Raw genomic sequence first — 25956 nt, 5'->3', positions numbered from 1 at the left:
ACCGTTTTCACCTATAATGAAATCAACAAATAAAAACGTTTTCATATAGTTGAAGGAGGATTTCATTATGGCTGAACTCGTATTAGAAAACATTCAAAAGAAATATGATAAAGAGGTCGTCGCGGTTAAAGACTTTAACCTACATATTCAAGATAAGGAATTTATCGTATTCGTCGGACCATCCGGTTGCGGAAAATCTACTACACTACGAATGATTGCAGGTCTTGAGGAAATAACGGAAGGTAATCTGTATATCGATAATAAGCGGATGAACGATGTTTCTCCAAAAGACCGTGATATCGCAATGGTTTTCCAAAACTATGCCCTCTATCCGCATATGAGTGTATACGATAATATGGCATTTGGATTAAAACTGCGGAAGTTTAAAAAAGCTGAAATTGATAAGCGTGTAAATGAAGCAGCGAAGATTTTAGGTTTGGAAGAATACTTAACTCGTAAACCTAAAGCACTTTCTGGTGGTCAGCGTCAGCGTGTCGCATTAGGTCGAGCCATTGTCCGTGATCCTAAAGTGTTCTTAATGGACGAACCCTTATCAAACCTTGATGCTAAACTACGTGTCCAGATGCGTACAGAAATTCAAAAACTGCACAGACGGCTGCAATCAACTACAATTTACGTTACACACGACCAGACGGAAGCAATGACGATGGCCACTCGCCTCGTCGTTATGAAAGACGGAGATATCCAGCAAATCGGATCTCCTGAGGAAGTGTATAAGAATCCTAATAACGTTTTTGTCGGTGGCTTCATCGGCTCACCAGCTATGAACTTCTTTACAGGTGTAGTGAACGATTCCTACTTTACAATGGGTGACGTAAAAATTAAAATCCCGGCAGGTAAATTGAAGCCATTAAAAGATAATGGCTACCTTGATAAAGAAGTGATTCTCGGTGTTCGTCCGGAAGATATTAAAGATGAGCTTGTTTTCCTTGAATCAACACCAGAGTCAACGATATCTGCTGGCATTGAAGTTGCCGAACTAAACGGTGCAGAGACATTCCTTTACTCGAAAGTTGCTGATCAAAGCTTCATCGCCCGTGTCGACTCTCGTTCAGATGTGAAAGCTGGAGATACAGTGAAATTAGGATTTGATATGAATAAAGTTCATTTCTTTGACGTAGAGACAGAAGATAGAATTTATTAATTTTTTCTTCCATTGGAAAAGGGATACCCCTCATACAGGAGTATCCCTTTCATCTTTCAGTAACATATAAGCTTATTTTTAATATTTTATATCCCGAATATCTCGGGTGGGAAATTCTTCGTTTTAATTTTAGTTATTGGGTGATTATTTCAAAACGCAGCATGAATTATACTTGTTATTTCAAGAATTTCACTTAACCGCGGTACGTGTTCCACTGGATGTTCTCTAACTTAAGCAACACAAGCCCTACCTGCTCTTGCGTCCTTGCGACCCCTTAGTCGCTCCAGTTTGAATAAGCATCTTCAAAAACATTTGCAGAATGCCAGAGTGCTTATTTGTTACTCAATAATTTATATTATCATCTTAGATGTATCTTGTCAAATCATCCTTTGAAATAAACCCGTCGTTTCTAATGAAATTGGCTTCTGAAGTGCATGACAAATCAACAATCTTTTATAGAACGATTCTCCAGTGCATTTGGTATATCGTTCGTTAATTTCCGTATAACGATTGATATGGATAAGCATTCTTCTTTAAAAGAAGTTACATTTGATGAAGGAACCAATACGTTAACATTAAATAAAGATGGGGAAAAAAATAGATATGGCATTATAACTCGATTGAAGGGCAATAAGGAAACATCGGCATGTTTATAAATGGCTAGGAAGGGAAGTGGAACAGCGTATAGCTTTCTACTTTTTTATTTAAACAAGATGATTTCTATGGAAAGGATTGATATTTTTGGAAAAATATATTTACGGAAATACACCGACCTTCCTCGGAGCAAAAAATCTTTCAAAAGGTCAATCAATTGAAGATGTTGATGCTGTTGTTTATGGTGTACCCTGGGAGGGTGCTGTCACTTGGGGTGATTATACAGGCTGTGAACTCGGCCCGAAAGTGATGCGGTTAACATCTGGAAGATACAGTGGCTACCTGCCAGAACTTGATCATATTGATGTATTTGAACATCTAACGCTTGGGGATATGGGTGATATCGACGTAGTTCCAGCTGATGTGGAGGAAACAATGAGCAGAATTACAAACTTCACAAGCAAACTCTGGGAAACTGGTAAATTCCCGATTGGATTCGGCGGGGATCACGGAATTACATATCCGATCATTCGAGCACTTGCTGAACAAGGGAAAAAGGTTGGAATCATCCATCTCGATGCGCATTACGATAACCTTCCTTCACACAATGGGGATGAGTACGCTCGTTGCAGTCCCTTCGCCCGTCTTTATGAACAAGATGGGGTACGTAATGAAAGCATCATTCATACCGGCATTCACGGACCAAGGAACTTACCAGAAGCTGGCCAAAATGCACGAGATGCTGGTGCTGTCACCGTTACAATCAATGATGTTCGGGAGCATAGAGATTTGAAACAGCTCGCTCGCGAACTGCACACGATGGCAAATAAAGATGTCGACTGTGTCTATTTAAGTATCTGTAGCGATGTATTGGATTTTGCTTTTAATCCCGGTGGTCCGGTTGATGGGAATGGTCTAACTTCTTATGAATTGCTCACACTCGTGCATGAAATTTGTAAACAAGGTGTTGTTGGGATGGATTTTGTGGAGGTTTACCCGCAACAGGATTCAAATCAGAATTCAGCACATTTTGTTTCGACGGTTGTTTTATATGCGCTTGCAGGGGTTATTTATTATAGCAAAAAATAGATGAACACGATTGGATAAGTGCAGATAGCATAAGATGCTATCTGCTTTTTTATGTTTTTTACGCTTCTTGATTATATTTTCATAATCCTTGTTCTTAAATCTACACTATCCCTTAACATCACTTAACATCAAACAAATGTTATTGGGCTATTTTCAAACCAAACGCATAACTATCTATTAATCTTCCATGTTTTCTCCCTTTTATCGTTAAAATTAGTTAGACTTTCGTAATCGAATCATGTTCCAAGACATTTTTGGCAATATCCCTATTAGCTTTTGATCTTCTATAAAAGATTGTCCCTCAGAATGTGGCTTTACCTGCTGCTGATGAAGCGTGTTCGTAGCTTTCACATTATCATTTTCAAGCACAACATGTTCTACTATTTCTAATCCACCAAATGATAGAATATCTATATCAACCTTCAACGTATTTTCTAGATGGCGATTTACAGCAAAAATGACAAGTTCCTCATGCTCTTCATTGTAAACAACTGAACTATCAAGGTATGGCACGTCTGTATAGTCTTTACTATCATACTTCGGTGATTTGACTATTGAATTCAACGCAGTTCCCCTGCCATAAACAGACGTATAGTAATATGGATAGAAAATGGTCTGTTTCCAAATTCCTCCGCCAGTTTCAGTCATAATTGGCGCAATAACATTTACAAGCTGGGCCATACAAGCAATCTTTATTCGATCCGAATGTTTAAGTAATGTGTTAATCATAGAACCAACTAAAATTGCATCTTCAAATGTATAAACATCCTCAAGTTGTGGTGGTGCAATTGACCATGGTTCAAGTTCATTATCTTGATCATTGGAATGAAACCATACATTCCATTCATCAAAACTTAAGTTAATTGTTTTTTTACTTCGCTTCTTGGCTTTTATATAATCACAGGTTGCAATAACTGTTTTTATAAAATTATCCATGTCCAATGTATTGGCCAAATAATTTGCTGTATCATTATCACGATTACCATAGTACTGATGTAAAGAAATATAATCTACGAACTCATACGTGTGTTCAAGAGTTGTTGCTTCCCACTCCGGGAATGTTGGCATTCCCGAACCTGAACTCCCACAGCTTACCAATTCAATCGTTGGATCCGCCAGTTTCATTACTTTCCCTGTTTCAGCAGCTAGGCGACCGTATTCATGGGCTGTTTTTTGGCCAATTTGCCAAGGCCCGTCCATTTCATTCCCTAAGCACCATGTTTTAATTTTATGTGGTTGCTCATAACCGTGTTCTCTTCTCAGTTCACTCCAATACGTGCCACCTGGATGATTACAGTATTCTAATAAATTGCGAGCAGCATCTATCCCTCTTGTCCCCAGATTAACAGCCATCATTGCTTCTGCCCCTACTGCTTTAGACCAGTCAATAAATTCATTGGTTCCAACCTGATTGGTCTCTATAGCACTCCAAGCTAATTCTAAGCGACGAGGGCGATTTTCCTTAGGGCCTATACCATCTTCCCAATTGTATGCTGACACCATATTCCCACCTGGGTAACGAATAATTGGTACTTCTAACTGTTTAACTAAATTCATTACATCTTGACGAAACCCATTTTCGTCTGCAGTAGGATGGGTTGGTTCATAAATCCCCCCATACACCGCTCTACCTAATTGCTCAATGAAAGATCCATAGATTCTAGGGTCTATTTCTGATATCACAAATTCTTTATCTAACATCATTTCAGCTTTTATCGTTTCTTTTTTCACTCTATTCCTCTTCCTTTCAAAATACAATATTTATCTGGCTCATGATCATACAATATGTGTTTCTCCGTTCTTATTCCGCATCGGCAGCTAGCATGAATCTATTTAGCTACTTCTATTTCTTTAAATATATATTCAGAAATCCATGACCAACATAAAAGAGTGATACTAAAGGTAAAGAATGGAAGCATCCCCGGGAGTTTTAGGGATATATAGAAAACAAAGAACAAAAGAATTAATATAGCAAATGTATAATGTATCTTTACTACTCCTATTATTATCGCGTTTTTTATCTGCTGAAATAAGGATGCATGATAACGTGATTGTAATGGGAATGACCAAATTACAATCATAATATATAGGAATGTTATCAGGTAAAAAGCAATAAGTACTATAATCGGAACTTTGCCGTGACTATTACTCATAACTAGAAAATTTAAATATAAAAGAGTACCTATCAACATAATTGTCCAGCCAAGAATATTTGAAACTAAAAATTCCTTACGATAAAACCGTTTAAAGGTTTTCCAGATTGATAGGTCGTGTTCTCCCTCTCTCCATTTTCTGCATATATCCAGGGCAGCAATTGTCGAGGGGAAAATACCTGCAATAAATAGACCCTTTATGGAAAATATAATCCACACTATATTTAGGAATGCTAAACGAGTTATCCAAGTAAGAATTGTATTCAGTGAACCGGTAAATCCATCTACATTCATTTAAGTTGCACCTTCTTCAAATAATATCTCTTACTTTTATCCCTTTATACCGCCAGTTGTAAGTCCTGCAACAAAATAACGCTGAAATAAACCAAAGAGAATAACAATTGGAATAACTGTCATGACAGCGCCCGCAATTAAAATATCATAGTTATTACCGTAAGGAGTTAGTAAGGTTGCCAAGCCAATAGGCAGTGTAAATAAATCATTTGACCTTATCACAAGTAATGGCCATAAAAAGTTATTCCAGCTATGCAGTCCCTGTAGAATAGCCATTGCAGCAAACGACGGTAACATCAAAGGCGCCATTACCTTGAAAAATATTCCATATTCTGTACACCCATCAATTCTTGCAGCGTCCATCAGTTCTTGCGGCAGCCCCATTGCATACTGTCTAAAAAAGAACACTGCCGTTGGTGAAACAATTAATGGCAACATAATACCAGTATATGTATTGATTAATTTTATATCTATCATCAATTGATATAACGGTAGCATTAAAACCTCAAATGGAATCATGATAATAACCAAAACGAATAAGAATATTAAATTTCTTCCTTTAAAGTTATATAGTGCCAAGGAATAGCCAACCATTGAAGAGAAAAATAGAGATAAGATAATAGTTAGAGCAGATACTATTAAACTATTACCATACCACTGCCAATATTCACCTGCTTGAGTAAATATATATACATAGTTATCTAAAGATAATTCATTCCAGTTAATCGAAAAAGTTATCCCATCCCTCATTAGTTCCGTAGAGGGACGAAAGGAAGAGATAATTAAACTGATCAATGGAAACAATGCAATGAAAGCTATGATCGCGATAATGATAGTCAGCAGCCATTTAGTCACTGTATCATTTTTCTTTTTCATTTATTCGTCACCTCTTTTAAATCCACCTGTTATTAATAAATAGAGTATGCTTACAATGAAAATTATTAATAAAATAATAACTCCAATTGCTGCTCCGAATCCCATATCATTTTGCTGAATACCTTGTTGGTACAGATATCCTACTAAGGTTAAACCAATGTTTCCTGGAGAATTACCTTCCCATAGTACATAGCTTTCTTCAAAAACCCTAAATCCACCAATTATACTTATTGTGGTTACAAAAACCATAATAGGTTTCAAGGAAGGTAGAGTAATGTATAGAAACTTTTGGAATATATTTGCACCATCTATATCTGCTGATTCATAGAGTTCTTTTGATATATTTTGTAATCCCGCTAGAAAATACAAAACGTTAACCCCCATCCAACGCCAAGATGCAATTAAAACCATTAGTAACATCCCAGACCATCCCGTGTATTGCCAGCTTACTGGATCAAAACCAAATAGACCTATCATTTGGTTAGCTATAGAACTTTCTGATTCAGCAAAAAATAGTCGAAAAATAATACCTGCAACTACCACAGATGTTAGCGAAGGAATAAACAATGCAGAACGAAATATTGTTTTAAATCTCACAAATTTAGAGTCTAAAAGTATTGCTAAAATTAAAGGTACCAATACAAGAACAAACACTGTTGCTATCGTATAGATTGTTGTATTCGATAATGCCTTAAAAAAAGCTGGATTAAATATTCTTTCATAATTTTGAAATCCTATAAAAGTAACTTGTCCGGGTAAAATTCTTTGAAAACTCATGATAAAAGCTTGAATTGTCGGATAGAGAGTAAGAATCAAAAAAGAAATTATAAATGGAGAAACAAATACATATGGAACAACATTTTTTGAATTCAAAAAGCCTCTCGTTCTTTTTCTCATTGGAGGTTCTGCTATATTTCCTCCTCCAAATTCATAATCTTTTGTATTCTGTTTAAACTTCTTATTTGTCATTTTATCCCTTCTTACAATCATATTTTGGGAAAAAGGACAGTTTTCCTGTCCTTTTTATGTTAACTATTAATTTGCGCTTTCCATTTTCTGTCTTATGGTATCAGCAGACTGTTTTAAAGCCTCTTCTGGAGTTTGATTACCTTCCCTTAGAACATTATGCATAATATTGGAATCAATCTCTGATAAAACATCTGGTGTGTATTCTGATAGATTAATACCAGCAACATCGTCTTTAATAGTTAGTAAAATATCAAAAATATCCTCATGGAAAAACTCATAATATATATTATCTGCCCTTACCTCTGGTTCTTCCCATACGTCCCACCTTGGTGGATCAAATCCGAGCTCAGTCCATAAACGAATATTTCCTTCCTTTGATAATTTAGCAAAATACAAGAATTCTTTAGCCAAATCTGTATGCTCCGATTGACTTATGACCGCAGTACCGGTCCCGCCCATAGCTACAGACTGGGTTTCTGAACCAGGTGCTAGCGGCATTGGCCGGATTTGCATTTTACCTTCTAAATCAGGCATGTACTCTACAAAATCTTTCATATAGTACATTGGTATGACGATAGAAGCTTGTCCTTCTTCATTCATAAAACCATAGAATTCTTCTGAATGGTAATTTCCACCAGGTGCGATTTCTGCAATTTCATGTTCATTAATTAAAGAATTAATAAATTCTAGTGTTTCTATATTCTCTTCATTATCAAGAGTAAATTCACCGTCTATATTAAAGAAGTCTGATTCCTTTTGAGTAACAAACGGCCAAATACCATACCAGTTCGTTGGAATCGTTGTCATTGGTTTACCAGTCGTGTTAACAACTTGTTTACCAGCATCAACATAGTCATCCCAAGTTTTAATAGAGTCTATATCAACTCCAGCTTCGTCCATTATTTCTTGATTGTAATATACTACGGTTGCACCTAAGTGTGTTGGAGCACCATAATATATATCGTCCGCTGCATATATATCTAGCCTTTCTTCTACAAAACTTTCTAACTCTGGTTCAATTAAATCGTTTAAGGGCTCTAATTGGATATCACCTTTAAGAAAATTTGGGAATTTCGCGATTTCAATATCTGCCAAATCTGGAGCACCGCTGCCAGATTGCAATGCGAGCAATAAATTATTATGCATTTGATCGAACGGATAAGTTCCAACAGTTAATTTAATTGCTTTATCAGGATTTTCCTCGTTCCACTTCTCAGCAGCATCTGCATAGAAGTCAGCATGCGTACCAGCAAAAGTCCAAAATGATAATTCGGTTGCATCTTCTAAATCTGCACCGGCAACAACAGATTCTTCTGCGTCCCCCCCATTCGTTTCAGCGTCATCGCCCCCACCACATGCACCTAAAATTAAAAGCATCAATACTAGTAATCCTAACAAGCTAAGCTTTTTCATTTTTTTCCTCCTAAATGATTGTTTTATACTTCAAACCTATAACTACTCAACTCTTTCCTAGCATTATTCGACTATAATATCTATTGAGATTCCACGATGCTAACGCTTACAAAAACACAAAATTATACTTAAATGTGCTTCCCCTGTCCATTCATTATTAAAGGATAAAACGCACTGCAAGTTGATGGTAGACTAGCCTTATCTTATTCCAATATTTTGTAAGTATTTAAATACAAAGAAATAAAAGCTTTCCTCTCATGATATCTAATATCTAACGCGGCTAAATACCTCTCCTAGGTCTACTTACCATCTATTTTCTTAAGAATTTTATCTAGTGTAACTAAATTTAGGTGATGAGTATATAATCTCTTGTTCTCTATTTCAAAGGCAACTGAATTATAAATCGTTTCATTTCAATCTCTCCCTTCTAAATAAAGCATAGTTATAAAATTAGACACCTGAATGAATTTCATAATTACCAAAGTCGGCTTTCCCATCACCGTATGTAGTTGGGAACGAACCAACTCAACTACATATGGTGATGGTGAAGCATTAAATACGTATTATGAAATTCATTAACCTAGCATAGGGTCAGAAACCTTGAAGATTACTATAATAATATTTCCTCAATATTGATCTAAGATAGTTAATAAAACACCAGCTAAAACCGCTTACAAAATACATCTTGTAAATCTAAAAAGATTTTCTACTTATTACTTTTAAATTAATTTCATTATAGCAAAATCATCATTGTTCGTCTAGTGGATGAACTAAGTTTTTCCTTTTTTTCTTAACACAATCAATTTGTGTAACTTTTCTTGTGCGATAATAGGAAAATATCCTCTATTATTGAAGCAATAAATATTTAGTTAACAATTGTAAACTATCCGCCATCCATCTGCTCTATCTCTAATTATAATTATTCTTCAAAAAATCCCCTTTTTGTTCCTATTTCACTTCATTCAATAAAGCAGAAGCATCACTCCTGCTTAATTCGTACCACAAGCATCATACCAAAGGAAAGAATCATAATCGCAATCACCCACATCCAAGCCATGAACCTTTTCCCTGAATCAATCGCGATATAAATCGCAGTAGGAATCGTTTGCGTGACGCCTGGAATATTCCCGGCAAACATTAAAGTAGCCCCAAATTCTCCTAAAGCCCGGGCAAAACTTAGAATACTTCCAGCTAGCAGCATTTTCGAAGCTAAAGGAATCGAGATAAATAGGAAGGTTTTCCACTCGCTCGCCCCGTCGATTCTTGCAGCTTCTTCAATATTGTTATCCACTCCCTGAAATCCTGATTTTGCCGCCTGGTACATGAGTGGAAATGCGACAACTACTGCTGCAATCACAGCAGCCCACCAGGTGAAAATAATCGGTTGATTAAAAATCCACTCAATCGCTTGACCGATAATACTATTTTTCCCGAAAACAACAATCAATAAAAAGCCAACAACAGTTGGAGGTAGCACCATCGGGAGCATCAGCAGTGTCTCTACAATTGCTTTTCCTTTGAACCTTCTTCTTGCAAGAATTCTACCAATTAAAGTTCCTATTATTATAACGATAACACCTGATATCGTAGCAACTTTAAGAGATAACCAGATTGGACTAAGGAACTCTTGCATGATTTCACTATTTAACTGTAAATCCATATTCTTCAAATACCTTTATAATTTCATCGCTTTGTATATACTCGAGAAATACTTTTGCCATTTCGTACTGGTCAGAATCTTTTATAATCCCGACTGGATAAAGAATAGGTGTATGTAATTCGTTAGTAGCAGGAGCAGCAATGTTTATTTTTTCCGAAGTAAGGGCGTCCGTTTGATAAACGATTCCGGCATCAACATTCCCAGTTTCAACATAAGATAAAACTTGTCGGACATCTTTTGCGAAAACAATTTTCGATTCTATTTCATCCCATAGATCCATTTCCACCAGCAGTTCTTGCGCATATTTTCCCGCTGGCACGGTTTTAGGTATACCGATGGATATATTACCTATCTCCGCTTTCTGAAGATCAGCAAATCCATTGATTGTTTGTTCACCCTTCGGAACAATTAATACTAGCTCATTGCCAAGCAAGTCTACCTGACTTTCCTCCGCAATCATCCCTTCTTCTACCAATATATTAAACTTATCTTTTGCCGCTGAGAAAAATAAATCCACTGGTGCTCCTTGTGAGATTTGCTGCTGCAGGGAACCCGAAGCACCATAATTAAAGGTTAATGCTACTTCCGGATGTTCTTCTAGAAATGCCTCTTGAATGGAATCTAATGCCTCTTTTAAACTAGCTGCTGCTGATATTGTTAATTCAGTATCTTCGCCGCTAGCGCTCTGCTTGTCTGCTGAATCTTGAGCAGAGTTACTCGTATCCGAACATGCCACTAACGATAGAAGTAAGAATAAAAGAATACAAATGAAATGAAATTGTTTTCGCATCCTTTACCGCCCTCCATTCGACCATTTACTGTTTATTATATCCTATTTTAATAATGAACGTCGAAAATGAAAATCTCCTGATGCGATATCTTCAGGAGATTTAAATTCGGAGTAAGGTAAGCCCCGCACCTCGTCTACTTTCTATATTTCATCAATCGTTCATTTAATTGATTTGTTTTACTATAGACTTCTTTATAAAGCTTAAATAGTTCTTTATATTTGGCAACATTTTCTGGATTAGGTGAATAGACCTTTTCTTCTTTTAAGAATTCAACTGCACATTCCTTCAGTGATGGATACCAACCACACCCCACCGCTGCAAGCATGGCAGCTCCCATCCCCGGACCTTGCTCACTTTCCATCTTTACCACATTCGCATTAAAAATATCGGCTTGTATTTGCAGCCAAGTTTCGTTTTTTGCTCCCCCGCCAATAGATACAACTGTATTAATTTTCTTGCCATTTTCTCGAAATATCTCTATTGATTCATTTAACGAAAAAGTGATACCTTCTAATACTGCGCGAGTAAAATGTTTTCTTTCATGGGCTGCATCCATACCGATGAAGCTTCCACGGATATTCGCGTCCACATGAGGGGTTCTTTCTCCAACAACATAAGGTGTGAAAATTAAACCATTCGCACCAACTGAAACCGTATCAACATCTGCCAGCAATTCTTCAAAACTTATATCTTTTGCAAATGTCTCTTTAAACCAAGACAAACTGTACCCTGCAGCAAGCGTCACCCCCATCGTATAAAACACATCAGGGGCAGCGTGATTAAAGTAGTGAACCTTCCCTCCAAAATCTTTGGCGCTACTTGCTTCATAAGATAAAACAACACCAGAAGTCCCTGTGCTCGCCAGTGTCTGTCCGTCTTCCAAAATCCCTGAACCAATCGCACCACAAGCGTTATCCGCCCCACCAGCAAATACTTTTGTCTTAACATTCAAGCCTGTCACTTCTGCAATTTGTTTCCCTACAGTCCCCACTTCATCGTCTGACTGCACGAGTGGTGGGCATATTTCTGGATTAATCTCTAATTTCTCACAGATTTCCCTGCTCCATGACTTTTTAGCGATATTCAATAATAACGTGCCTGCAGCATCCGAGTAATCCATGTGCAGCTCTCCGGTTAATCGATACCTGACATAATCCTTCGGTAAAACAAATACTTAAAAATGTGAGGTTCATGCTTTTTCACCCAAAGTATTTTTGGTAGGGTAAAGCCCTCCAATGCCGGATTCTTAGTAATCTCTAATAGACGATCCTTGCCCACCTTTTCATAAATCTGACTACACTCTTGCGTTGTCCGTGTGTCATTCCAAAGAATTGCATTTCGCAAAACCTGATTATCCTCATCCAACAATACAAGACCGTGCATCTGACCAGAAAAACTCAGCCCCTCAATATCTTCTGGATTCCCTTTAAACGCTGCTACGAGTTCTGATATCCCAGCAATTGTCTGCTCGACCCAATCATTAGGATCTTGCTCACTGTAGCCCACTTTCTCTTGATATAATGGATATGATTTTGATATTTCTTGAACGACGCTTCCATTCTGATTAACTAATAATATTTTGACGGCACTTGTTCCTAAATCAACACCAATGACATACTTCATTCTATATCTCTCCTTGTCTCTATAAAGAAGAAAGACGAAGCACTCGATCAGATTAGAGCCCTTCGTCTTTATTTTCATCATTTATATTAGATGCTCTGTTTCATTCACCAGTAAAGGTTGTTAATAGATATTGGTTTATCGTAGCTTTAATACTCTCCAGTTTACCAGATTGATGCTGAATATCTGTTAATCCTAGCGCATACTCCTCCAGCTTGCGTAAATCCGTCTTGTCTTCTACGATATCACGACCAATTCCATCCTGATACGTTTGATATCTTTCATCTATTACGTTATCGAGTACTTGATCATCCATCAATCTCTGTGCTACTTTTAATCCAACCGCAAAGCTGTCCATTCCCGCAATATGTGCATGGAATAAGTCCTCTGGCGTGAAAGAGCCACGACGAACTTTCGCATCAAAGTTCAAGCCGCCACTGCCAAGCCCTCCATTTTTCAGGATTTCATACATGGCTAGCACTGTCGTATGAAGGTCTGTCGGGAATTCATCCGTATCCCAGCCGAGTAATGGATGCCCTTGATTTGCATCCACTGAACCAAGCATATCGTGAATTCTCGCATAATGCAGCTCATGCTCAAACGTATGGCCCGCTAATGTTGCGTGGTTTGCTTCGATATTGAATTTGAAAACATCTTGGAGCCCATAATGTTGTAAAAATGCATAGCCACTGGCTACATCAAAGTCATATTGATGGGTCGTCGGCTCTTTTGGCTTCGGTTCGATTAAGAACTGGGCAGCAAAACCAATTTCTTTCGCATAATCATTCGCCATATGATAAAGGCGAGCTAAGTTATCCAGTTCTAATTGCATATTTGTGTTAAGCAGGGTTTCATAACCTTCCCTTCCGCCCCAAAACACATAGTTTTCCGCACCTAGTTCTTTCCCAACTTCCAATCCCTTTTTCACTTTCGCTGCAGCATAAGCAAATACATCCGCGTGATTAGACGAGCCTGCGCCATGAACAAAGCGTGGATGACTGAAGTTGTTCACTGTATTCCATAATAATTTCGTTTTACTATCTTTCATATAATCTTTAATCATGGCCACAATCGTATCTAAGTTTTCATTTGATTCTTTTAAACTGTCCCCTTCAGGTGCGATGTCGACGTCATGAAATGCAAAATAAGGTACATTCAGCTTTTCAAAGAATTCAAAGGCTGCTTCGACACGTGCTTTTGCCAGGTCCATTCCTTCAAATTTATCCCATGGTCGCATCGCTGTGCCAACACCGAACGGATCCGATAGATCTTCCGTAAATGTGTGCCAGTATGCGACACCGAAACGGAGAATCTCCTCCATCGTTTTTCCACCAATTTTTTCCTCGGGATTATAAAATTTAAATGCGAGTGGATTAGTAGATGTTGGGCCTTCGTAGTGAACCTGATTGATGTTTTTAAAAAATGTCATTTGTGTGTCCTCCTAAGTTTTATGAATTTTAATGTAAGAGCTTTCATGTTTTTGATTATAGCATCTTATCTATAGTTCGCCCATTGGATGAACTAAGTTTTTTTAAATTTCCTCATGGTAATAGAAAAAGAATCATGATTATCGTATAATGTTTATTGTTTAATGAATTTCATAATACGTATTTAATGCATCACCATCACCGTATGTAGTTGAGTTGGTTCGTTTCCAACTACATATGGTGATGAAAAAGCCGACTTTGGTAATTATGAAATTCATTCTGTTAAACCATCAGATGTTTTGATGAAGGGAGAAATAACAATGACCAACAGAATGAGTGCTATATATAACATATTAGAATGGATAACAAAGTTCGCCTATGTCAATCTGCTCTGGGTTGTTTTTACATTGGCTGGCGGTGTTATCCTAGGTTTTTATCCTTCTACCACTTCTATGTTTGCGATGGTTCGTGATTGGCTCAGAGGGAAATCAGACTTACCGGTACTAAAAACGTTTTGGTATTATTACAAGCGCGACTTTTTAAAAAGCAATTTACTTGGACTTTTCCTCAACGTCCTCTTTCTTCTTGTCGCTATTGATATTTATTACATCCAAAGTAATATAAATGAACAGTTAACGTGGACTTATATTCCACTGTTTGCATTTATGCTCATCTTCATCTTATTTCTATTTTATATTTTTCCAAGCTTTACCCATTATGATTTAAGAACCATTCCTTTAATAAAAAATGCCTTTTTAATCATGATTATAAGTCCGCTATATAGTTTTCTTATGGTATTATGTTTCGTTTCTCTTTTCTTTATAATGAGGGCCATCCCTGCCTTGTTCTTCATTTTTGGTGGTACAACCTATGCTTTTATTACATCCTGGCTATGCTTACATGCATTTAAAAACATCGAAAGAAAACAACACTCAAGCTAAAAACCACCTCACCAGACTAATAAGCTTAGGAGGTTGAGGCGGTCTTTTCATGTTTCGGCAAGATTAATCTTATGCTGCGAGCTTATCCCTTCACAGCACTGGCAGTAATTCCTTCCATAATTTTGTTACTGAAGAATAGGAATGCAATGATGATTGGCAGTACACTTATTACGAGTGTTGCTCCTATCGCACCCCAATCCGTCATATACTGTCCGATAAAGTTTTGAATTCCAACGGTAAGCGTCTTATACTTTTCCGAACTTATAAATGTGTTAACAAAAACAAATTCATTCCAGTTATAAATCATGTTAATAATAACCGTTGTGGACATAATTGGCGCAGAAATAGGTAAGATGATTCTAAAGAATAAACGATGAATCGAACTGCCATCAATAATAGCCGCTTCCTCAATTTCCCTTGGAATCGTTGTATAAAAGCCCAGTAGGATCATAACGGTTATCGGCAGATTATACGTAATATACGTAAGAACGATGGATAGTGGATTATCTATCAAATTTACATTTAAAAACATATTATATAATGGGATGAGTGCAGAATGGATTGGTATCATTAAACCAACCATAATGAGGCCTAGGACTAGTCCACTCAGCTTCCACTTCATTCTCGTAATTGCAAATGTTGCCATACTGGCTATTAAAATCGTCAATACGGTAGCAACGACTGTAATCCAAATGCTATTCCAGAAGTATGTTGCAATTCCCCCATCAAATACTTTCAAATAATTTTCCCATTTCGGTTCTAAAGGAAGGGCAAACGGACTTCCTGCAAATATTTCTTGGTTTGTCTTTAGAGAAAACATAAACAACCAAAGAATCGGAAATATTTGAAACACTGCAACAAGCCCTAAACAAATATAAAGTAAACTGTAACCTATTCTAGACATTTTCTGCTCCTCCTCTTAATATTCAATTTCCTCTTTGGTAGCAGTCACTTTACGAACAATTACTGTAACAATTAAGGTTATAATCAATAATAAGAATCCTATTGCACTACCATATCCAAAGTCATAGCTTGAGAAGGCCAATTTATACATGTAAGATGCCATTACTTCACTTGCGCCATTCGGTCCGCCACCTGTCATCACATAAATCAAATCAAAATATTTTAAGGATCCAACGATAGCTAATACGATTGTCACTTTAAATACATTCATGATTAATGGGATTTTAATCTTTAGCGCAATTTGCAGTGGAGTTGCTCCGTCAATTTTTGCCGCTTCAATTAATGAGTCTGGGATATTCTTTAATGCAGCATAGTAGATTAAAATGTAAAACCCGGCATATTGCCAAATGATTGGAACGAATATTGCGTAAAGGACAATATTCGGATCCGCTAACCATGCAGGTGGATTATTAACTCCAAGTGTCATTAAAATACTGTTCAACATTCCATTGGAAGGGTTATACACTTTAATCCACAACTGTGCAATTGCAACAGAAGATAGCAGCATTGGAATTAAATATATTTTTCTGAAAAGGTTTGCACCTTTAATTTTCGAAGCTAAAATCAGAGCAACTGCCAGATAAGCAATTAGGCTAAGTGCAGAAAACAATGCTAATAGAAAAGAATGCATCGCACTCTGCCAAAACTTCGTATCTTGTAATGCTACAATATAATTATCTAATCCAATGAACTCCATTGCTCCGATTCCGTCCCAATTCATTAAACCGAAATATCCCGAAAGAATTAATGGAACAACAATAAGGACAATAATCAATAGAAGTGCAGGGAGCGTATATAAGGTAATAATCCACTTATTTGACATAACTTTATTCACAATATTCAACCCCATACTCTTTTTGATAGATTATTTTTACAATCACTCTTTTATTCTAAAAACTAACATCACCTTCTTCATTAATTATTAAGTTAATAGATACTAGTAAGCCTCGGACAGAGACTTACTAGTCTTATTAATAATTACTCTTGTGAAAGTGTGTCTTCATGCGTTTTTGCGAAATCCTCCGGTGTCACTTCCCCGCCAAATAACGCTTGAATCATATCCAAATGCACTTGTGCAGCGCTTGGACTCATTTGAACGTCAGCATATAATGTAATATTAGTTGCTGCATTCAAATCGTTTAAAACATCAACATACATTTCTGGAAGATCCAGAGATTCTGCATCCACCTTTGTCGCAGGAATCACTCCTACTTCAGTTACCGCCTTTTCTCCCCATTGTTGTAAGAAGTAAGAGGCAAATGCTTTGGCTTCTTCTTTAACATCCGAGTTTTCCGCTACAAATAACCCTACGCCCGGACCGCCTACATAATTATTAACATCCCCACTACCATCAACAGTTGGAAATTGAAAATAACCTACTGAATCCCGGAATTCTTGAGGAACATCCTCATTCGTTGTAAAGTTCGGAAGATCCCAAGTAGCAATTAAATACATTGCTGCTTGTTCTGACATAAACATACTCTTCGCTTCCTCATCAGCTAACCCATTAAAACCCTGTACGAAAGCATCTGCATCGATAAGACTTTGAACTTCTTCAGCCGCTTGGATTAAAACTGGGTCTTCAAATGATTTTTCTCTATTAATCGCTTCTGACAATACATCTTCATCGCCACCAAGCCGGTCCGCTAAGTACATATACCACATCGAACCTGTCCATGCATCTCTATTACCGAGTGCTATTGGATTAACACCATTATCATTCAAGGTCTTGACGATTTCATTCAATTCTTCCATTGTCTCAGGCTCTTCCAATCCATGCTCTTCAAATATGCTCTTATTGTAAAATACTGTAGAGATATTTAGTTCTAAAGGAAGTCCATAAGTCGTATCATCTATCGCAAAACCGTCAAGCGTCCCTTCTACAAAACTATCAGATAAATCACTTTCCACAACATCGTCCACAGACGCAAACATGTTTCCGTTTACAAATGGCTCCATGTATCCAGCTGCCCAAGTCATCCCAACATCAGGCAACTCATTAGATGTAGATAATACTGTAATTTTATCTTTATATTGCTCATTGCTTAGAACTTCAAGATCGATGGTTATATCATCGTTTTCCGCTTCAAAGTCGGCTATGATTTCATTTACAATTTTGTAATGTTGAGCGGAGCTGCCTTCCGGCCATAAATGCATAAACTTTACTGATTTTGCATCTCCAGAACTTGTTTCATTTGATCCACTTTCTCCCCCATCCTCTTCATTACAAGCCGCTAAAAGCAAGGTGAAGATCAACAACATCCCTATTAATGTAACCGCTTTCCTCAACTTCATTACTGAACCCCCTTGAAAATTAAATTTTGCTTATATTCTATAAGCTAGTTATAATAATAACAAATTAAACATCGTTTGTCTACTGGATGAACGAAGTTTGTAATAAACTAAATCTATGTGCTATACTAGCCTAAAATGCGAGAGAAAGAGTTGAAATCCGATGAAAATCAGTAAAACTTGGAATCAACAAGTAGTTAAACAAGAAAATAAAGCTCTAGTTCTGGAAAAAATTATTGAAAACTCCCCAATATCAAGAGCTGATATCGCTACTTCTACTGGTTTAAATAAAGGAACTGTTTCATCTTTAGTAAAAGAACTATTGGATGAAAATTTAATTAATGAATCTGGTCCTGGTAAATCAAGTGGCGGCAGAAGGCCTGTTATGTTACATTTCAATAAATTAGCAGGCTATTCCATTGGAATTGATTTGGGTGTTAATTATATTCTGGGGGTGTTAACAGATTTAAAAGGAAATATCTGCTTAGAAAAACAAATTAATTTCAGCAACTTAACGTACGAAGAAATACTCGAAAAATTAAACGGGGTGATTGATCACCTTATGAACGATGTTCCTCCAAGTCCGTATGGCATTGTAGGTATTGGAATTGGCGTTCCAGGTATTGTTAATAAAGAAAAGAAAATATTACTCGCTCCTAACTTAAGCTGGAGAAATGTTGATTTAAAAGCAGAGTTAGAAAATAGATATGAAGTCCCGATAACGATAGAGAACGAAGCAAATGCTGGAGCATACGGGGAAAAAAACTTTGGAGTTGGACAAGACTTTAATAATATTATTTATGTAAGTGTAGGTATCGGAATCGGTGTAGGTCTTATCTTAAATGGAAATTTGTATAGAGGTAATAATGGCTTTTCTGGAGAGCTTGGACATATGACGATCGAATTAAATGGGATGAAATGCAGCTGCGGAAATGCAGGATGCTGGGAATTATATGCATCCGAAAGATCATTAATAATGAATGCAGAGCGCTCAAATTTTAACCAAGAACAGAATGATCATCTGTCTTTAGAAACCATTCTTGAACTTGCTAACAACGGGGAATCTACTTCTATCCAATTATTTGAACAAATAGGGAAATATTTAGGAGTGGGGATGAATAACATCATCAATACTTTTAATCCCGAGCAGGTCATTATCGGTAACCGAATGGCTGAGGCGGAACAGTGGATAAAACAACCACTAATAGACTCTATTCAAAATCAATCTTTATGGTACAGTCAACAAGATTTGAAAATTGACTTTTCAAATCTACGCACCCATTCGACTGCTTTAGGGGTTGCTGCTTTTTCTGCTGAAGCATTTTTAAATAATAATATACATCATCAACGTGCTTCTGGTCTTTAATGAATGAACAAGATGTCTAACAGGGATTCTATTATAGAAAATAACGCATAATGAAATTCCTGTCCAAAACAAAGTAAGCGCATTCCTTTTTGAAAATTATATTAAAAAAACTTGAGGTGAATAATCATGACTAAAATTCAAAACCCAATCTTAACAGGATTCAATCCCGATCCAAGTATTTGCCGAGTAGATGAAGATTACTATATTGCTGTTTCAACCTTTGAATGGTTTCCTGGAGTAGGAATCTACCATTCGAAAGACTTAAAAAACTGGAGATTAGTTTCAAGACCATTAAATCGTCTTAGTCAATTAAATATGATGGGTAACTCAAACTCTGGCGGAGTATGGGCCCCACAGCTATCCTATAACGATGGCAAGTTCTGGCTAATTTACACCGATGTTAAAGTTACAGAAGGGCAATGGAAAGACAGTCATAACTACCTCGTTACTTGTGATTCCATTGACGGAGAATGGTCAGAACCAATTTATATGAACAGCTCTGGTTTTGACCCTTCCCTTTTCCATGATGACGATGGAAAAAAATATTTCACAAACATGCTATGGGATCATCGGGTTGGTAATCATAATTTCTACGGTATTGTTCTGCAGGAATATGATGCGGAAAAACAAAAGCTTATTGGAAAAAAGGAAATTATTTTTAAAGGTACGGATGCCAAATTAGTAGAAGCGCCACACATTTATAAAATGAATGGCTACTATTATTTACTAACTGCTGAAGGTGGTACAAGATACGAGCATCAGGCTACAATCGCTCGTTCTGAAAATCTATGGGGGCCATATGAAGTACACCCTGAAAACCCATTGATCTCATCTTATACACATCCTAGAAATCCTTTACAAAAAGCCGGTCATGCTTCAATTGTGCAAACGCATACAGATGAGTGGTTCTTAGTTCATCTAACTGGTCGTCCATTGCCGAAAGAAAATCAGCCCCTCCTAGACCCACGCGGATTTTGCCCATTAGGCAGAGAGACGGCAATCCAGCGCTTGGAATGGAAAGATGATTGGCCTTATGTCGTTGGTGGAAATCAACCTTCCCTTGAGGTCGAAGGTCCTGCAATTGAAGAAGTGAAGTGGGAAAATGATTACGACGAGAAAGAAGATTTCAATTCCGAACAATTAAATCTTCACTTCCAAACATTACGTATTCCATTAGGAGAAGAAATTCTATCCTTAACAGATAATCCAGGACATTTACGTTTGTATGGCAGAGAATCATTAACTTCTAAATTCACTCAAAGCTATGTTGCGAGACGTTGGCAACATTTCAACTTTGCTGCTGAAACAAAAGTAGCTTTTCAACCTGAATCTTTTCAGCAAGCTGCAGGTCTAGTAAACTATTATAATACGGAAAACTGGACAGCTCTCCAGATTACCTGGAATGAAGAAAAGGGGAGAATTCTTGAGTTAACTACTTGTGATAACTTTACTTTTGACCAGCCTTTGAGAGGGAATGAAATTGTGATCCCTAAAGATATAGAATATGTTTATCTTCGTGTAGATGTAAACACGAATGTCTATAACTATTCCTATTCCTTTGACGGAACTAATTGGGAAAAGGTTCCTGTTCAACTTTACGCTTATAAATTATCCGATGACTACATACGTGGTGGAGGCTTCTTTACCGGAGCATTTGTCGGTATGCAATGTCAAGATACATCTGGGGAAGGAATAGCAGCTGATTTTGATTATTTCGTCTATAAGCCTGTACTAGCGTAACAAAACAAGGCCAGCAATCCGCTGGCCTTGTTTCAATATACGTCTTTCATATATGATTATTATTTAATGAAATCAGGAGATGTAACAATTAACTAAAACACAATCGTCTTATTCCCATGCACAATGATCCGGTCTTCTAAATGCCACTTCACGGCTCTTGCAAGCACACTTCGCTCAATTGCTTGTCCAATCTTCTTCATTGCTGCCACATCATCACGATGATCTACTCGTCCAATATCCTGTTCAATAATCGGACCTTCATCCAGATCATCCGTCACATAGTGTGACGTCGCACCGATCATCTTCACACCCCTGTTAAACGCACGCTCATATGGATTTGCACCAATAAATGCAGGCAAGAAGGAATGATGGATATTGATAATTTGGTTCTTATACGCTTTTACAAAATCAGGTGTTAGAATCTGCATATAACGTGCAAGAATGATGAAATCCACATTATATTGTTCAAGGATTTCTTTTTGTTGTGCTTCCGCTTGGGTACGAATATCTCGATTTGCTGGAATATAATGGAATGGAATACCGCGGGATTCTACCATATCTCTTACCACTTCATGGTTACTGACGACAACAGCAATATTTGCCATTAAGTCACCGCTCTCCCACTCCCATAAAAGTTCAAGTAAGCAATGCGGCTCTTTTGAAGCAAAAATCGCCACGTTCTTCAGCTCATGCACATACATGATATCATAGTGCATATCAAATTTTTCCGCGATTGGAGTGAAATCCTTTTCCAAATCAGCTTTCTTATCTATTAACCCTGGATATTCGAATTCAATCCGCATGAAGAACTGACCGCCCTCTGGATCAAGGGTATATTGGTCTGACGTTACAATGTTTGCCCCATGCTCATAAAGAAACTGGGATACTGTAGCAACAATCCCCGGCTGGTCCGGGCAACGGATTAAGAGACGCGCCCGGTTCTCATTATCTTTTTGATACGCTTGGATTTTCTTTTCTGTATAGGTATGCATATATGTTCCTCTTCTCATCTAATTTTACCGTTATTACCTACTTTATGAAACTTAGATAAAAGCGTCAAGTAAATCAGCAAAATTAAGAAGCGCCTGTCAGCACTCCGCTTCGTTTTGATAAACGCAAGGCATGACAGGCACTATTTAGCTCCAGACAACAGCGATAACTTTTAACGGCTCGTCCCCAGTATTGATCAAGCCGTGACTCCCGCCTTTCGTGATCAGGCAGAGGTCACCTTTTGAAACGGCATGTTTTCCTTCATCATCATGGAAAGTGCCAGTTCCTTCAACAATATAGTAGGCTTCCGCATCTTTATCATGCAGGTGGTACCCAATCGAACCGCCAACTGGCACGCTGACTTCTGCAAACATATCAAGACCAGCAATCTGATCTTCTTTTGTCAATTTACGAGATATATCTACGACGCCTTTTCCACCATACATGTTTTCCAATGATTCTACTGTATCGGAACGTTTAATCATCTCATCACCCTCTAATTAAAAAAACTTGGTAAGAACGTAGAAATACTTGGTACAAAAATAATTAATAAAATAACAACAACAAGGATACCGATGACATGCAGCACATATGGCAATGTATCTTCTATCCCCATATTCCGATCCGTCACACTCGCTCCTGCAATTAAAGATAAACCTACTGGAGGCGTTACGTTCGCCAGCGCAAAGTTCATGACGAGCACCATTCCAAAGTGGATTGGATCAATTCCATATTCCATCGCAATCGGCATGAAAATTGGGCTCAGTAAGATAATAAGTGACGTCACTTCAGTCAACATACCAAGTATAAGCAAGATGACGGACACAATCAGCAAGAATTGAAGCGGTGTACTTGCAAACTGCAGGAAGAATTCCGAGATCATCGCTGGAATTTTATTTGCAGTCAGTACATATGTAAATGCATTCGCAACAGAAATAATAATTAATATTGTTGCAGAAGTCACCGCAGAGGAAACCATGATATCTTTAAACTTTTTAAATGTAAGCTCTCTGTAAAATATTGATAAAATAAAACTATAGACAACGGCGATTACTGCCGCCTCTGTTGCTGTCGCAAATCCGCTGAAAATACTTCCTAAAATAAAGATTGGTGTAAGCAACGGGAAGAAAGCTTTCACACCTACTTGGACAAACTCTTTAGCTGTCATCGGAGCAGGCTTGTCAGCACCGTAGCCTTTCTTTTTCGACATGTAAGCAACGTAAATACAAAGAAGAATCGTAAGAACAACACCTGGGACTACACCGGCAATAAATAAGTCACCAATTGAAATATTCGCTGTTATACCGAGGATAACCATTGTAATACTCGGCGGAATAATCAATCCAAGCACACCTGCTGGACCGATAATACTTGCAATAAATGAATTACTATATTTTTCCTCCTTCAGCCGTGGAACAAGCACCGATCCAACTGCGTAAGTCGTAGCGACTGTCGAACCGGATACCGTTCCGAACAGCGCACTTGTTACAACAGTTGTCATCCCAAGCCCACCAGTTAAACGTCCGACAAAGCTCCGAGCAAACTCCATCAACCTACGTGTTAAACCGCCTTCTCCCATAATGTTTCCCGCCAAAATAAATAGAGGAATGGCGAGATAGGAGAAATTATTTATCCCTGCAAACATCCGTTGTACGAGAATTTCCAAGGAAACATTTCCAAAAACCATCATCCCTGCACTTACAATCCCTAGAATAAAAGCGATCGGCATTCCTAAAAAGAGTAGTCCGAAGAATACAGCAAGAATTAATAGAATCATACAGTCGGCTCCCCCTCTCCAGTGGAACGGAACATATCCGTCACGATAAAGTATATGGAAAAGAGAGAACTAAGCGGGATTGCTAAGTAAAATAATCCCATTGGTAATTGTAAGGTGGACGAAGTTGTCGACATCGCACCCATCGTCAGTCCGAAGCCGTAATAGACCAAGATTCCAAAGAATAGAATCGTCAATAGGTGAACCGAAAATTGAATCATCTTTTGGAGCTTCGGTCTTGCTCGCTTAACAAAGAATGTCACCGCTAAATGCATTTTTTCATAGATTGCCAGACTCGAACCTAAAAAGGTAAGCCAAACGACTAAAAGCCGAGCAAGCTCATCTGCACCTGGAAAGGAAATATTCATCGTCCTTGTTAACACTTGCAGAAATACGATGACTGTTAAACCCGTAATTGCAATGACACATAAGTAGACTAATAGTTTGGCTATGATTTCTTTCGCTTTCATGGGTTCCTCTTTCCCCCTATTCCTTCATTACGCTAAAAATAAGAAAGGAAGAGAAGCGACTCTCTTCCTTCTTCCCCTTACCAGCCTGACGCCTCACGATAAATGTCCATCATCTCTTCGCCAAATACATCTTCTTCCCATTTATCATAAACCGGCATCATCGCTTCACGGAATGCATCTGCATTCACGTCATCATTAACCTGCATGCCATTGTCGATCAATTCCTGAATATACGTATCTTCCTGTTCATCATTCATTACCGTCACTTCATCTTGAATCCGTTCTGCTTCCGCTATTATGATTTCTTGATCCTCTTCAGAGATACTGTCCCATACATCCGTGCTCACAACAAGCATGATTGTATTATAAAAATGCCCGGTCAAAGATAAATAATCCTGAACTTCATAAAATTTTGGCAACACCGTATTTGCGAGTGGGTTTTCTTGCGCATCAATTGCCCCTTGTTGTAATGCTCCATATACTTCACTGAATGCCATTACAGTAGGTAGTGCTCCCAATTGTTCAAACGCATCAACTCGCAATTTTGTCTCCGCAACTCGAATATTGAGTCCTTCTAAATCTTCCGGCTCCACAATCGGGCCTCTGTTATTCGTAATATGACGGAATCCCCATTCAAGATACCCGATTTTTGTCATGTCCTGTTCAGCCATAATATCAGCCAAATAATCGCCAAACTCTCCCTTATATGCTTCCCGCGCATGTTCGATATCTTTCCACATATATGGTAAATCCTCGATTGCCATCCGTGTATCCAGTGCCTGCATCGATCCGACCATAATTGCCGCTGATTCCATCGAACCGAGTTGCACTTGTTCAAGCATTTCCGTCTCTGAACCAAGCTGACTGTTCGGATAAATATCAAAGGTCACGCGCCCTTCTGTTTGCTCTTCCACCTCAGCCGCCATTTCTTCAATTAAATCAGATGCAGGAGTTCCTTCCGTCAAAGCATGTCCGAGCTGTAAAGTGACAGAATCACCACTTCCCCCTTCCCCATCGGTGTCCGAACAAGCTGCTAATACAAAAACGAGTAGTATAGCAAAGAAACTAAGCTTCCATTTATTAGACATTTTCTCTCTCCTCTTTTTTGTCAAAAGTGATTCCAAGAAAGCGCTACTAATCCATGTTTCCTCTTATGTAATTTAACGCCTTTCTTTCTATTTCGACGAGTCTACTGAAATATTCGTATACTGTATACTACAATACATAAATATAAAAGTCAATACAAATTGAATACACAGAAAAATAACGTTCAAACGACCAAATACCATTGTATACCCTGTGTTTATTGGTATAAATCCCTTTTATACAAGTTTACAAAATATTCATCTTAATGTATGATAATAAGAAA

General features: G+C 37.7%; 22 protein-coding genes and 1 pseudogene. 6 read left to right on the top strand and 17 right to left on the bottom strand.

What is annotated here, in order from left to right; genetic code table 11:
• The first annotated feature begins 67 nt into the window (after positions 1-67).
• The 3 genes from LZD48_RS07140 to LZD48_RS07130 all read left to right on the top strand — a co-directional run bounded on the left by LZD48_RS07140 (position 68) and on the right by LZD48_RS07130 (position 2848).
• Positions 68-1165 carry an ABC transporter ATP-binding protein gene (locus LZD48_RS07140; RefSeq protein ID WP_235762045.1) on the top strand — a complete coding sequence of 366 codons (1098 nt, stop codon included), beginning with the start codon at positions 68-70 and terminating at the stop codon, positions 1163-1165.
• 434 nt (positions 1166-1599) lie between these two features.
• Positions 1600-1821 (top strand): hypothetical protein, encoded by a 222-nt coding sequence (locus LZD48_RS07135; protein ID WP_235762044.1) that lies wholly within the window; start codon positions 1600-1602, stop codon positions 1819-1821.
• 85 nt (positions 1822-1906) lie between these two features.
• Entirely contained in the window at positions 1907-2848 is a 942-nt protein-coding gene (locus LZD48_RS07130) for an agmatinase family protein (protein WP_235762043.1), read from the top strand.
• 213 nt (positions 2849-3061) lie between these two features.
• Here the strand turns inward: LZD48_RS07130 and arfA are convergent, their stop codons facing one another.
• The 9 genes and pseudogenes from arfA to xylA all read right to left on the bottom strand — a co-directional run bounded on the left by arfA (position 3062) and on the right by xylA (position 14053).
• A complete protein-coding gene (arfA, locus tag LZD48_RS07125) occupies positions 3062-4552 on the bottom strand; it encodes an arabinosylfuranosidase ArfA (RefSeq protein ID WP_235762119.1) in 1491 nt (496 codons plus the stop codon).
• Between the two features lie 125 nt (positions 4553-4677).
• Positions 4678-5295 carry a YesL family protein gene (locus tag LZD48_RS07120; protein WP_235762042.1) on the bottom strand — a complete coding sequence of 206 codons (618 nt, stop codon included), beginning with the start codon at positions 5293-5295 and terminating at the stop codon, positions 4678-4680.
• Between the two features lie 36 nt (positions 5296-5331).
• Positions 5332-6171: a carbohydrate ABC transporter permease gene (locus LZD48_RS07115; RefSeq protein WP_235762041.1), complete on the bottom strand. Its 840-nt coding sequence runs from the start codon at positions 6169-6171 to the stop codon at positions 5332-5334.
• Positions 6172-7068: a carbohydrate ABC transporter permease gene (locus tag LZD48_RS07110; RefSeq protein ID WP_235762118.1), complete on the bottom strand. Its 897-nt coding sequence runs from the start codon at positions 7066-7068 to the stop codon at positions 6172-6174.
• A gap of 138 nt (positions 7069-7206) precedes the next feature.
• Positions 7207-8553: an ABC transporter substrate-binding protein gene (locus tag LZD48_RS07105; protein ID WP_235762040.1), complete on the bottom strand. Its 1347-nt coding sequence runs from the start codon at positions 8551-8553 to the stop codon at positions 7207-7209.
• 979 nt (positions 8554-9532) lie between these two features.
• Positions 9533-10213 carry a molybdate ABC transporter permease subunit gene (gene modB / locus LZD48_RS07100; protein ID WP_235762039.1) on the bottom strand — a complete coding sequence of 227 codons (681 nt, stop codon included), beginning with the start codon at positions 10211-10213 and terminating at the stop codon, positions 9533-9535.
• Positions 10194-11003, bottom strand: coding sequence for a molybdate ABC transporter substrate-binding protein (gene modA, locus LZD48_RS07095; protein WP_235762038.1), 810 nt, complete (start codon positions 11001-11003; stop codon positions 10194-10196). Before modA ends, modB begins: the two co-directional genes overlap by 20 nt.
• Before the next feature lie 134 nt (positions 11004-11137).
• A pseudogene (xylB, locus tag LZD48_RS07090) lies at positions 11138-12627 on the bottom strand (xylulokinase).
• Between the two features lie 100 nt (positions 12628-12727).
• Entirely contained in the window at positions 12728-14053 is a 1326-nt protein-coding gene (gene xylA, locus LZD48_RS07085; protein ID WP_235762037.1) for a xylose isomerase, read from the bottom strand.
• A 318-nt stretch (positions 14054-14371) separates the two neighbouring features.
• Here xylA and LZD48_RS07080 point away from each other — a divergent pair, with 318 nt between their 5' ends.
• Entirely contained in the window at positions 14372-14992 is a 621-nt protein-coding gene (locus tag LZD48_RS07080) for a YesL family protein (RefSeq protein ID WP_235762036.1), read from the top strand.
• An 82-nt stretch (positions 14993-15074) separates the two neighbouring features.
• Here the strand turns inward: LZD48_RS07080 and LZD48_RS07075 are convergent, their stop codons facing one another.
• From LZD48_RS07075 to LZD48_RS07065, 3 genes are all read right to left on the bottom strand, one after another.
• Positions 15075-15896, bottom strand: a complete 822-nt coding sequence (locus tag LZD48_RS07075) for a carbohydrate ABC transporter permease (protein ID WP_235762035.1) — start codon at positions 15894-15896, stop codon at positions 15075-15077.
• Between the two features lie 15 nt (positions 15897-15911).
• Positions 15912-16790: a carbohydrate ABC transporter permease gene (locus LZD48_RS07070; protein ID WP_235762034.1), complete on the bottom strand. Its 879-nt coding sequence runs from the start codon at positions 16788-16790 to the stop codon at positions 15912-15914.
• Positions 16791-16933: 143 nt separating this feature from the next.
• Positions 16934-18250: an extracellular solute-binding protein gene (locus LZD48_RS07065; RefSeq protein WP_235762033.1), complete on the bottom strand. Its 1317-nt coding sequence runs from the start codon at positions 18248-18250 to the stop codon at positions 16934-16936.
• A gap of 160 nt (positions 18251-18410) precedes the next feature.
• Here LZD48_RS07065 and LZD48_RS07060 point away from each other — a divergent pair, with 160 nt between their 5' ends.
• Both LZD48_RS07060 and LZD48_RS07055 read left to right on the top strand, forming a co-directional pair.
• Positions 18411-19613 (top strand): ROK family transcriptional regulator, encoded by a 1203-nt coding sequence (locus LZD48_RS07060; RefSeq protein ID WP_235762032.1) that lies wholly within the window; start codon positions 18411-18413, stop codon positions 19611-19613.
• 126 nt (positions 19614-19739) lie between these two features.
• Positions 19740-21353 carry a glycoside hydrolase family 43 protein gene (locus tag LZD48_RS07055; RefSeq protein WP_235762031.1) on the top strand — a complete coding sequence of 538 codons (1614 nt, stop codon included), beginning with the start codon at positions 19740-19742 and terminating at the stop codon, positions 21351-21353.
• A 92-nt stretch (positions 21354-21445) separates the two neighbouring features.
• Here LZD48_RS07055 and purU read toward each other — a convergent pair whose 3' ends face one another.
• From purU to LZD48_RS07030, 5 genes are all read right to left on the bottom strand, one after another.
• On the bottom strand, positions 21446-22345 hold the full coding sequence (purU, locus tag LZD48_RS07050; RefSeq protein ID WP_235762030.1) for a formyltetrahydrofolate deformylase: 900 nt from the start codon (positions 22343-22345) through the stop codon (positions 21446-21448).
• Between the two features lie 144 nt (positions 22346-22489).
• Positions 22490-22828, bottom strand: coding sequence for a cupin domain-containing protein (locus LZD48_RS07045; protein ID WP_235762029.1), 339 nt, complete (start codon positions 22826-22828; stop codon positions 22490-22492).
• Between the two features lie 11 nt (positions 22829-22839).
• Entirely contained in the window at positions 22840-24120 is a 1281-nt protein-coding gene (locus tag LZD48_RS07040; RefSeq protein WP_235762028.1) for a TRAP transporter large permease, read from the bottom strand.
• The gene (locus LZD48_RS07035; RefSeq protein WP_235762027.1) at positions 24117-24587 is read right to left on the bottom strand and encodes a TRAP transporter small permease; all 471 of its coding nucleotides are present in this window, start codon (positions 24585-24587) and stop codon (positions 24117-24119) included. Before LZD48_RS07035 ends, LZD48_RS07040 begins: the two co-directional genes overlap by 4 nt.
• Before the next feature lie 77 nt (positions 24588-24664).
• Positions 24665-25675, bottom strand: coding sequence for a DctP family TRAP transporter solute-binding subunit (locus LZD48_RS07030; RefSeq protein WP_235762026.1), 1011 nt, complete (start codon positions 25673-25675; stop codon positions 24665-24667).
• Between the last annotated feature and the right edge of the window lie 281 nt (positions 25676-25956).

This window comes from Oceanobacillus alkalisoli, assembly GCF_021556485.1.
GTDB lineage: Bacteria > Bacillota > Bacilli > Bacillales > Amphibacillaceae > Oceanobacillus > Oceanobacillus alkalisoli.
Note: the sequence above shows the minus strand (reverse complement) of the source record. Positions and strands in the feature narration are given on the sequence as shown.

Excerpts from the sequence above, each read along its gene's own strand:
- LZD48_RS07140 (WP_235762045.1), top strand. The coding sequence starts at position 68 with ATGGCTGAACTCGTATTAGAAAACATTCAAAAGAAATATGATAAAGAG.
- LZD48_RS07135 (WP_235762044.1), top strand. The coding sequence starts at position 1,600 with ATGACAAATCAACAATCTTTTATAGAACGATTCTCCAGTGCATTTGGT.
- arfA (WP_235762119.1), bottom strand. The coding sequence starts at position 4,552 with ATGATGTTAGATAAAGAATTTGTGATATCAGAAATAGACCCTAGAATC.
- LZD48_RS07120 (WP_235762042.1), bottom strand. The coding sequence starts at position 5,295 with ATGAATGTAGATGGATTTACCGGTTCACTGAATACAATTCTTACTTGG.
- LZD48_RS07115 (WP_235762041.1), bottom strand. The coding sequence starts at position 6,171 with ATGAAAAAGAAAAATGATACAGTGACTAAATGGCTGCTGACTATCATT.
- LZD48_RS07110 (WP_235762118.1), bottom strand. The coding sequence starts at position 7,068 with ATGAGAAAAAGAACGAGAGGCTTTTTGAATTCAAAAAATGTTGTTCCA.
- LZD48_RS07105 (WP_235762040.1), bottom strand. The coding sequence starts at position 8,553 with ATGAAAAAGCTTAGCTTGTTAGGATTACTAGTATTGATGCTTTTAATT.
- modB (WP_235762039.1), bottom strand. The coding sequence starts at position 10,213 with ATGGATTTACAGTTAAATAGTGAAATCATGCAAGAGTTCCTTAGTCCA.
- modA (WP_235762038.1), bottom strand. The coding sequence starts at position 11,003 with ATGCGAAAACAATTTCATTTCATTTGTATTCTTTTATTCTTACTTCTA.
- xylA (WP_235762037.1), bottom strand. The coding sequence starts at position 14,053 with ATGACATTTTTTAAAAACATCAATCAGGTTCACTACGAAGGCCCAACA.
- LZD48_RS07080 (WP_235762036.1), top strand. The coding sequence starts at position 14,372 with ATGACCAACAGAATGAGTGCTATATATAACATATTAGAATGGATAACA.
- LZD48_RS07075 (WP_235762035.1), bottom strand. The coding sequence starts at position 15,896 with ATGTCTAGAATAGGTTACAGTTTACTTTATATTTGTTTAGGGCTTGTT.
- LZD48_RS07065 (WP_235762033.1), bottom strand. The coding sequence starts at position 18,250 with ATGAAGTTGAGGAAAGCGGTTACATTAATAGGGATGTTGTTGATCTTC.
- LZD48_RS07060 (WP_235762032.1), top strand. The coding sequence starts at position 18,411 with ATGAAAATCAGTAAAACTTGGAATCAACAAGTAGTTAAACAAGAAAAT.
- LZD48_RS07055 (WP_235762031.1), top strand. The coding sequence starts at position 19,740 with ATGACTAAAATTCAAAACCCAATCTTAACAGGATTCAATCCCGATCCA.
- purU (WP_235762030.1), bottom strand. The coding sequence starts at position 22,345 with ATGCATACCTATACAGAAAAGAAAATCCAAGCGTATCAAAAAGATAAT.
- LZD48_RS07045 (WP_235762029.1), bottom strand. The coding sequence starts at position 22,828 with ATGATTAAACGTTCCGATACAGTAGAATCATTGGAAAACATGTATGGT.
- LZD48_RS07040 (WP_235762028.1), bottom strand. The coding sequence starts at position 24,120 with ATGATTCTATTAATTCTTGCTGTATTCTTCGGACTACTCTTTTTAGGA.
- LZD48_RS07035 (WP_235762027.1), bottom strand. The coding sequence starts at position 24,587 with ATGAAAGCGAAAGAAATCATAGCCAAACTATTAGTCTACTTATGTGTC.
- LZD48_RS07030 (WP_235762026.1), bottom strand. The coding sequence starts at position 25,675 with ATGTCTAATAAATGGAAGCTTAGTTTCTTTGCTATACTACTCGTTTTT.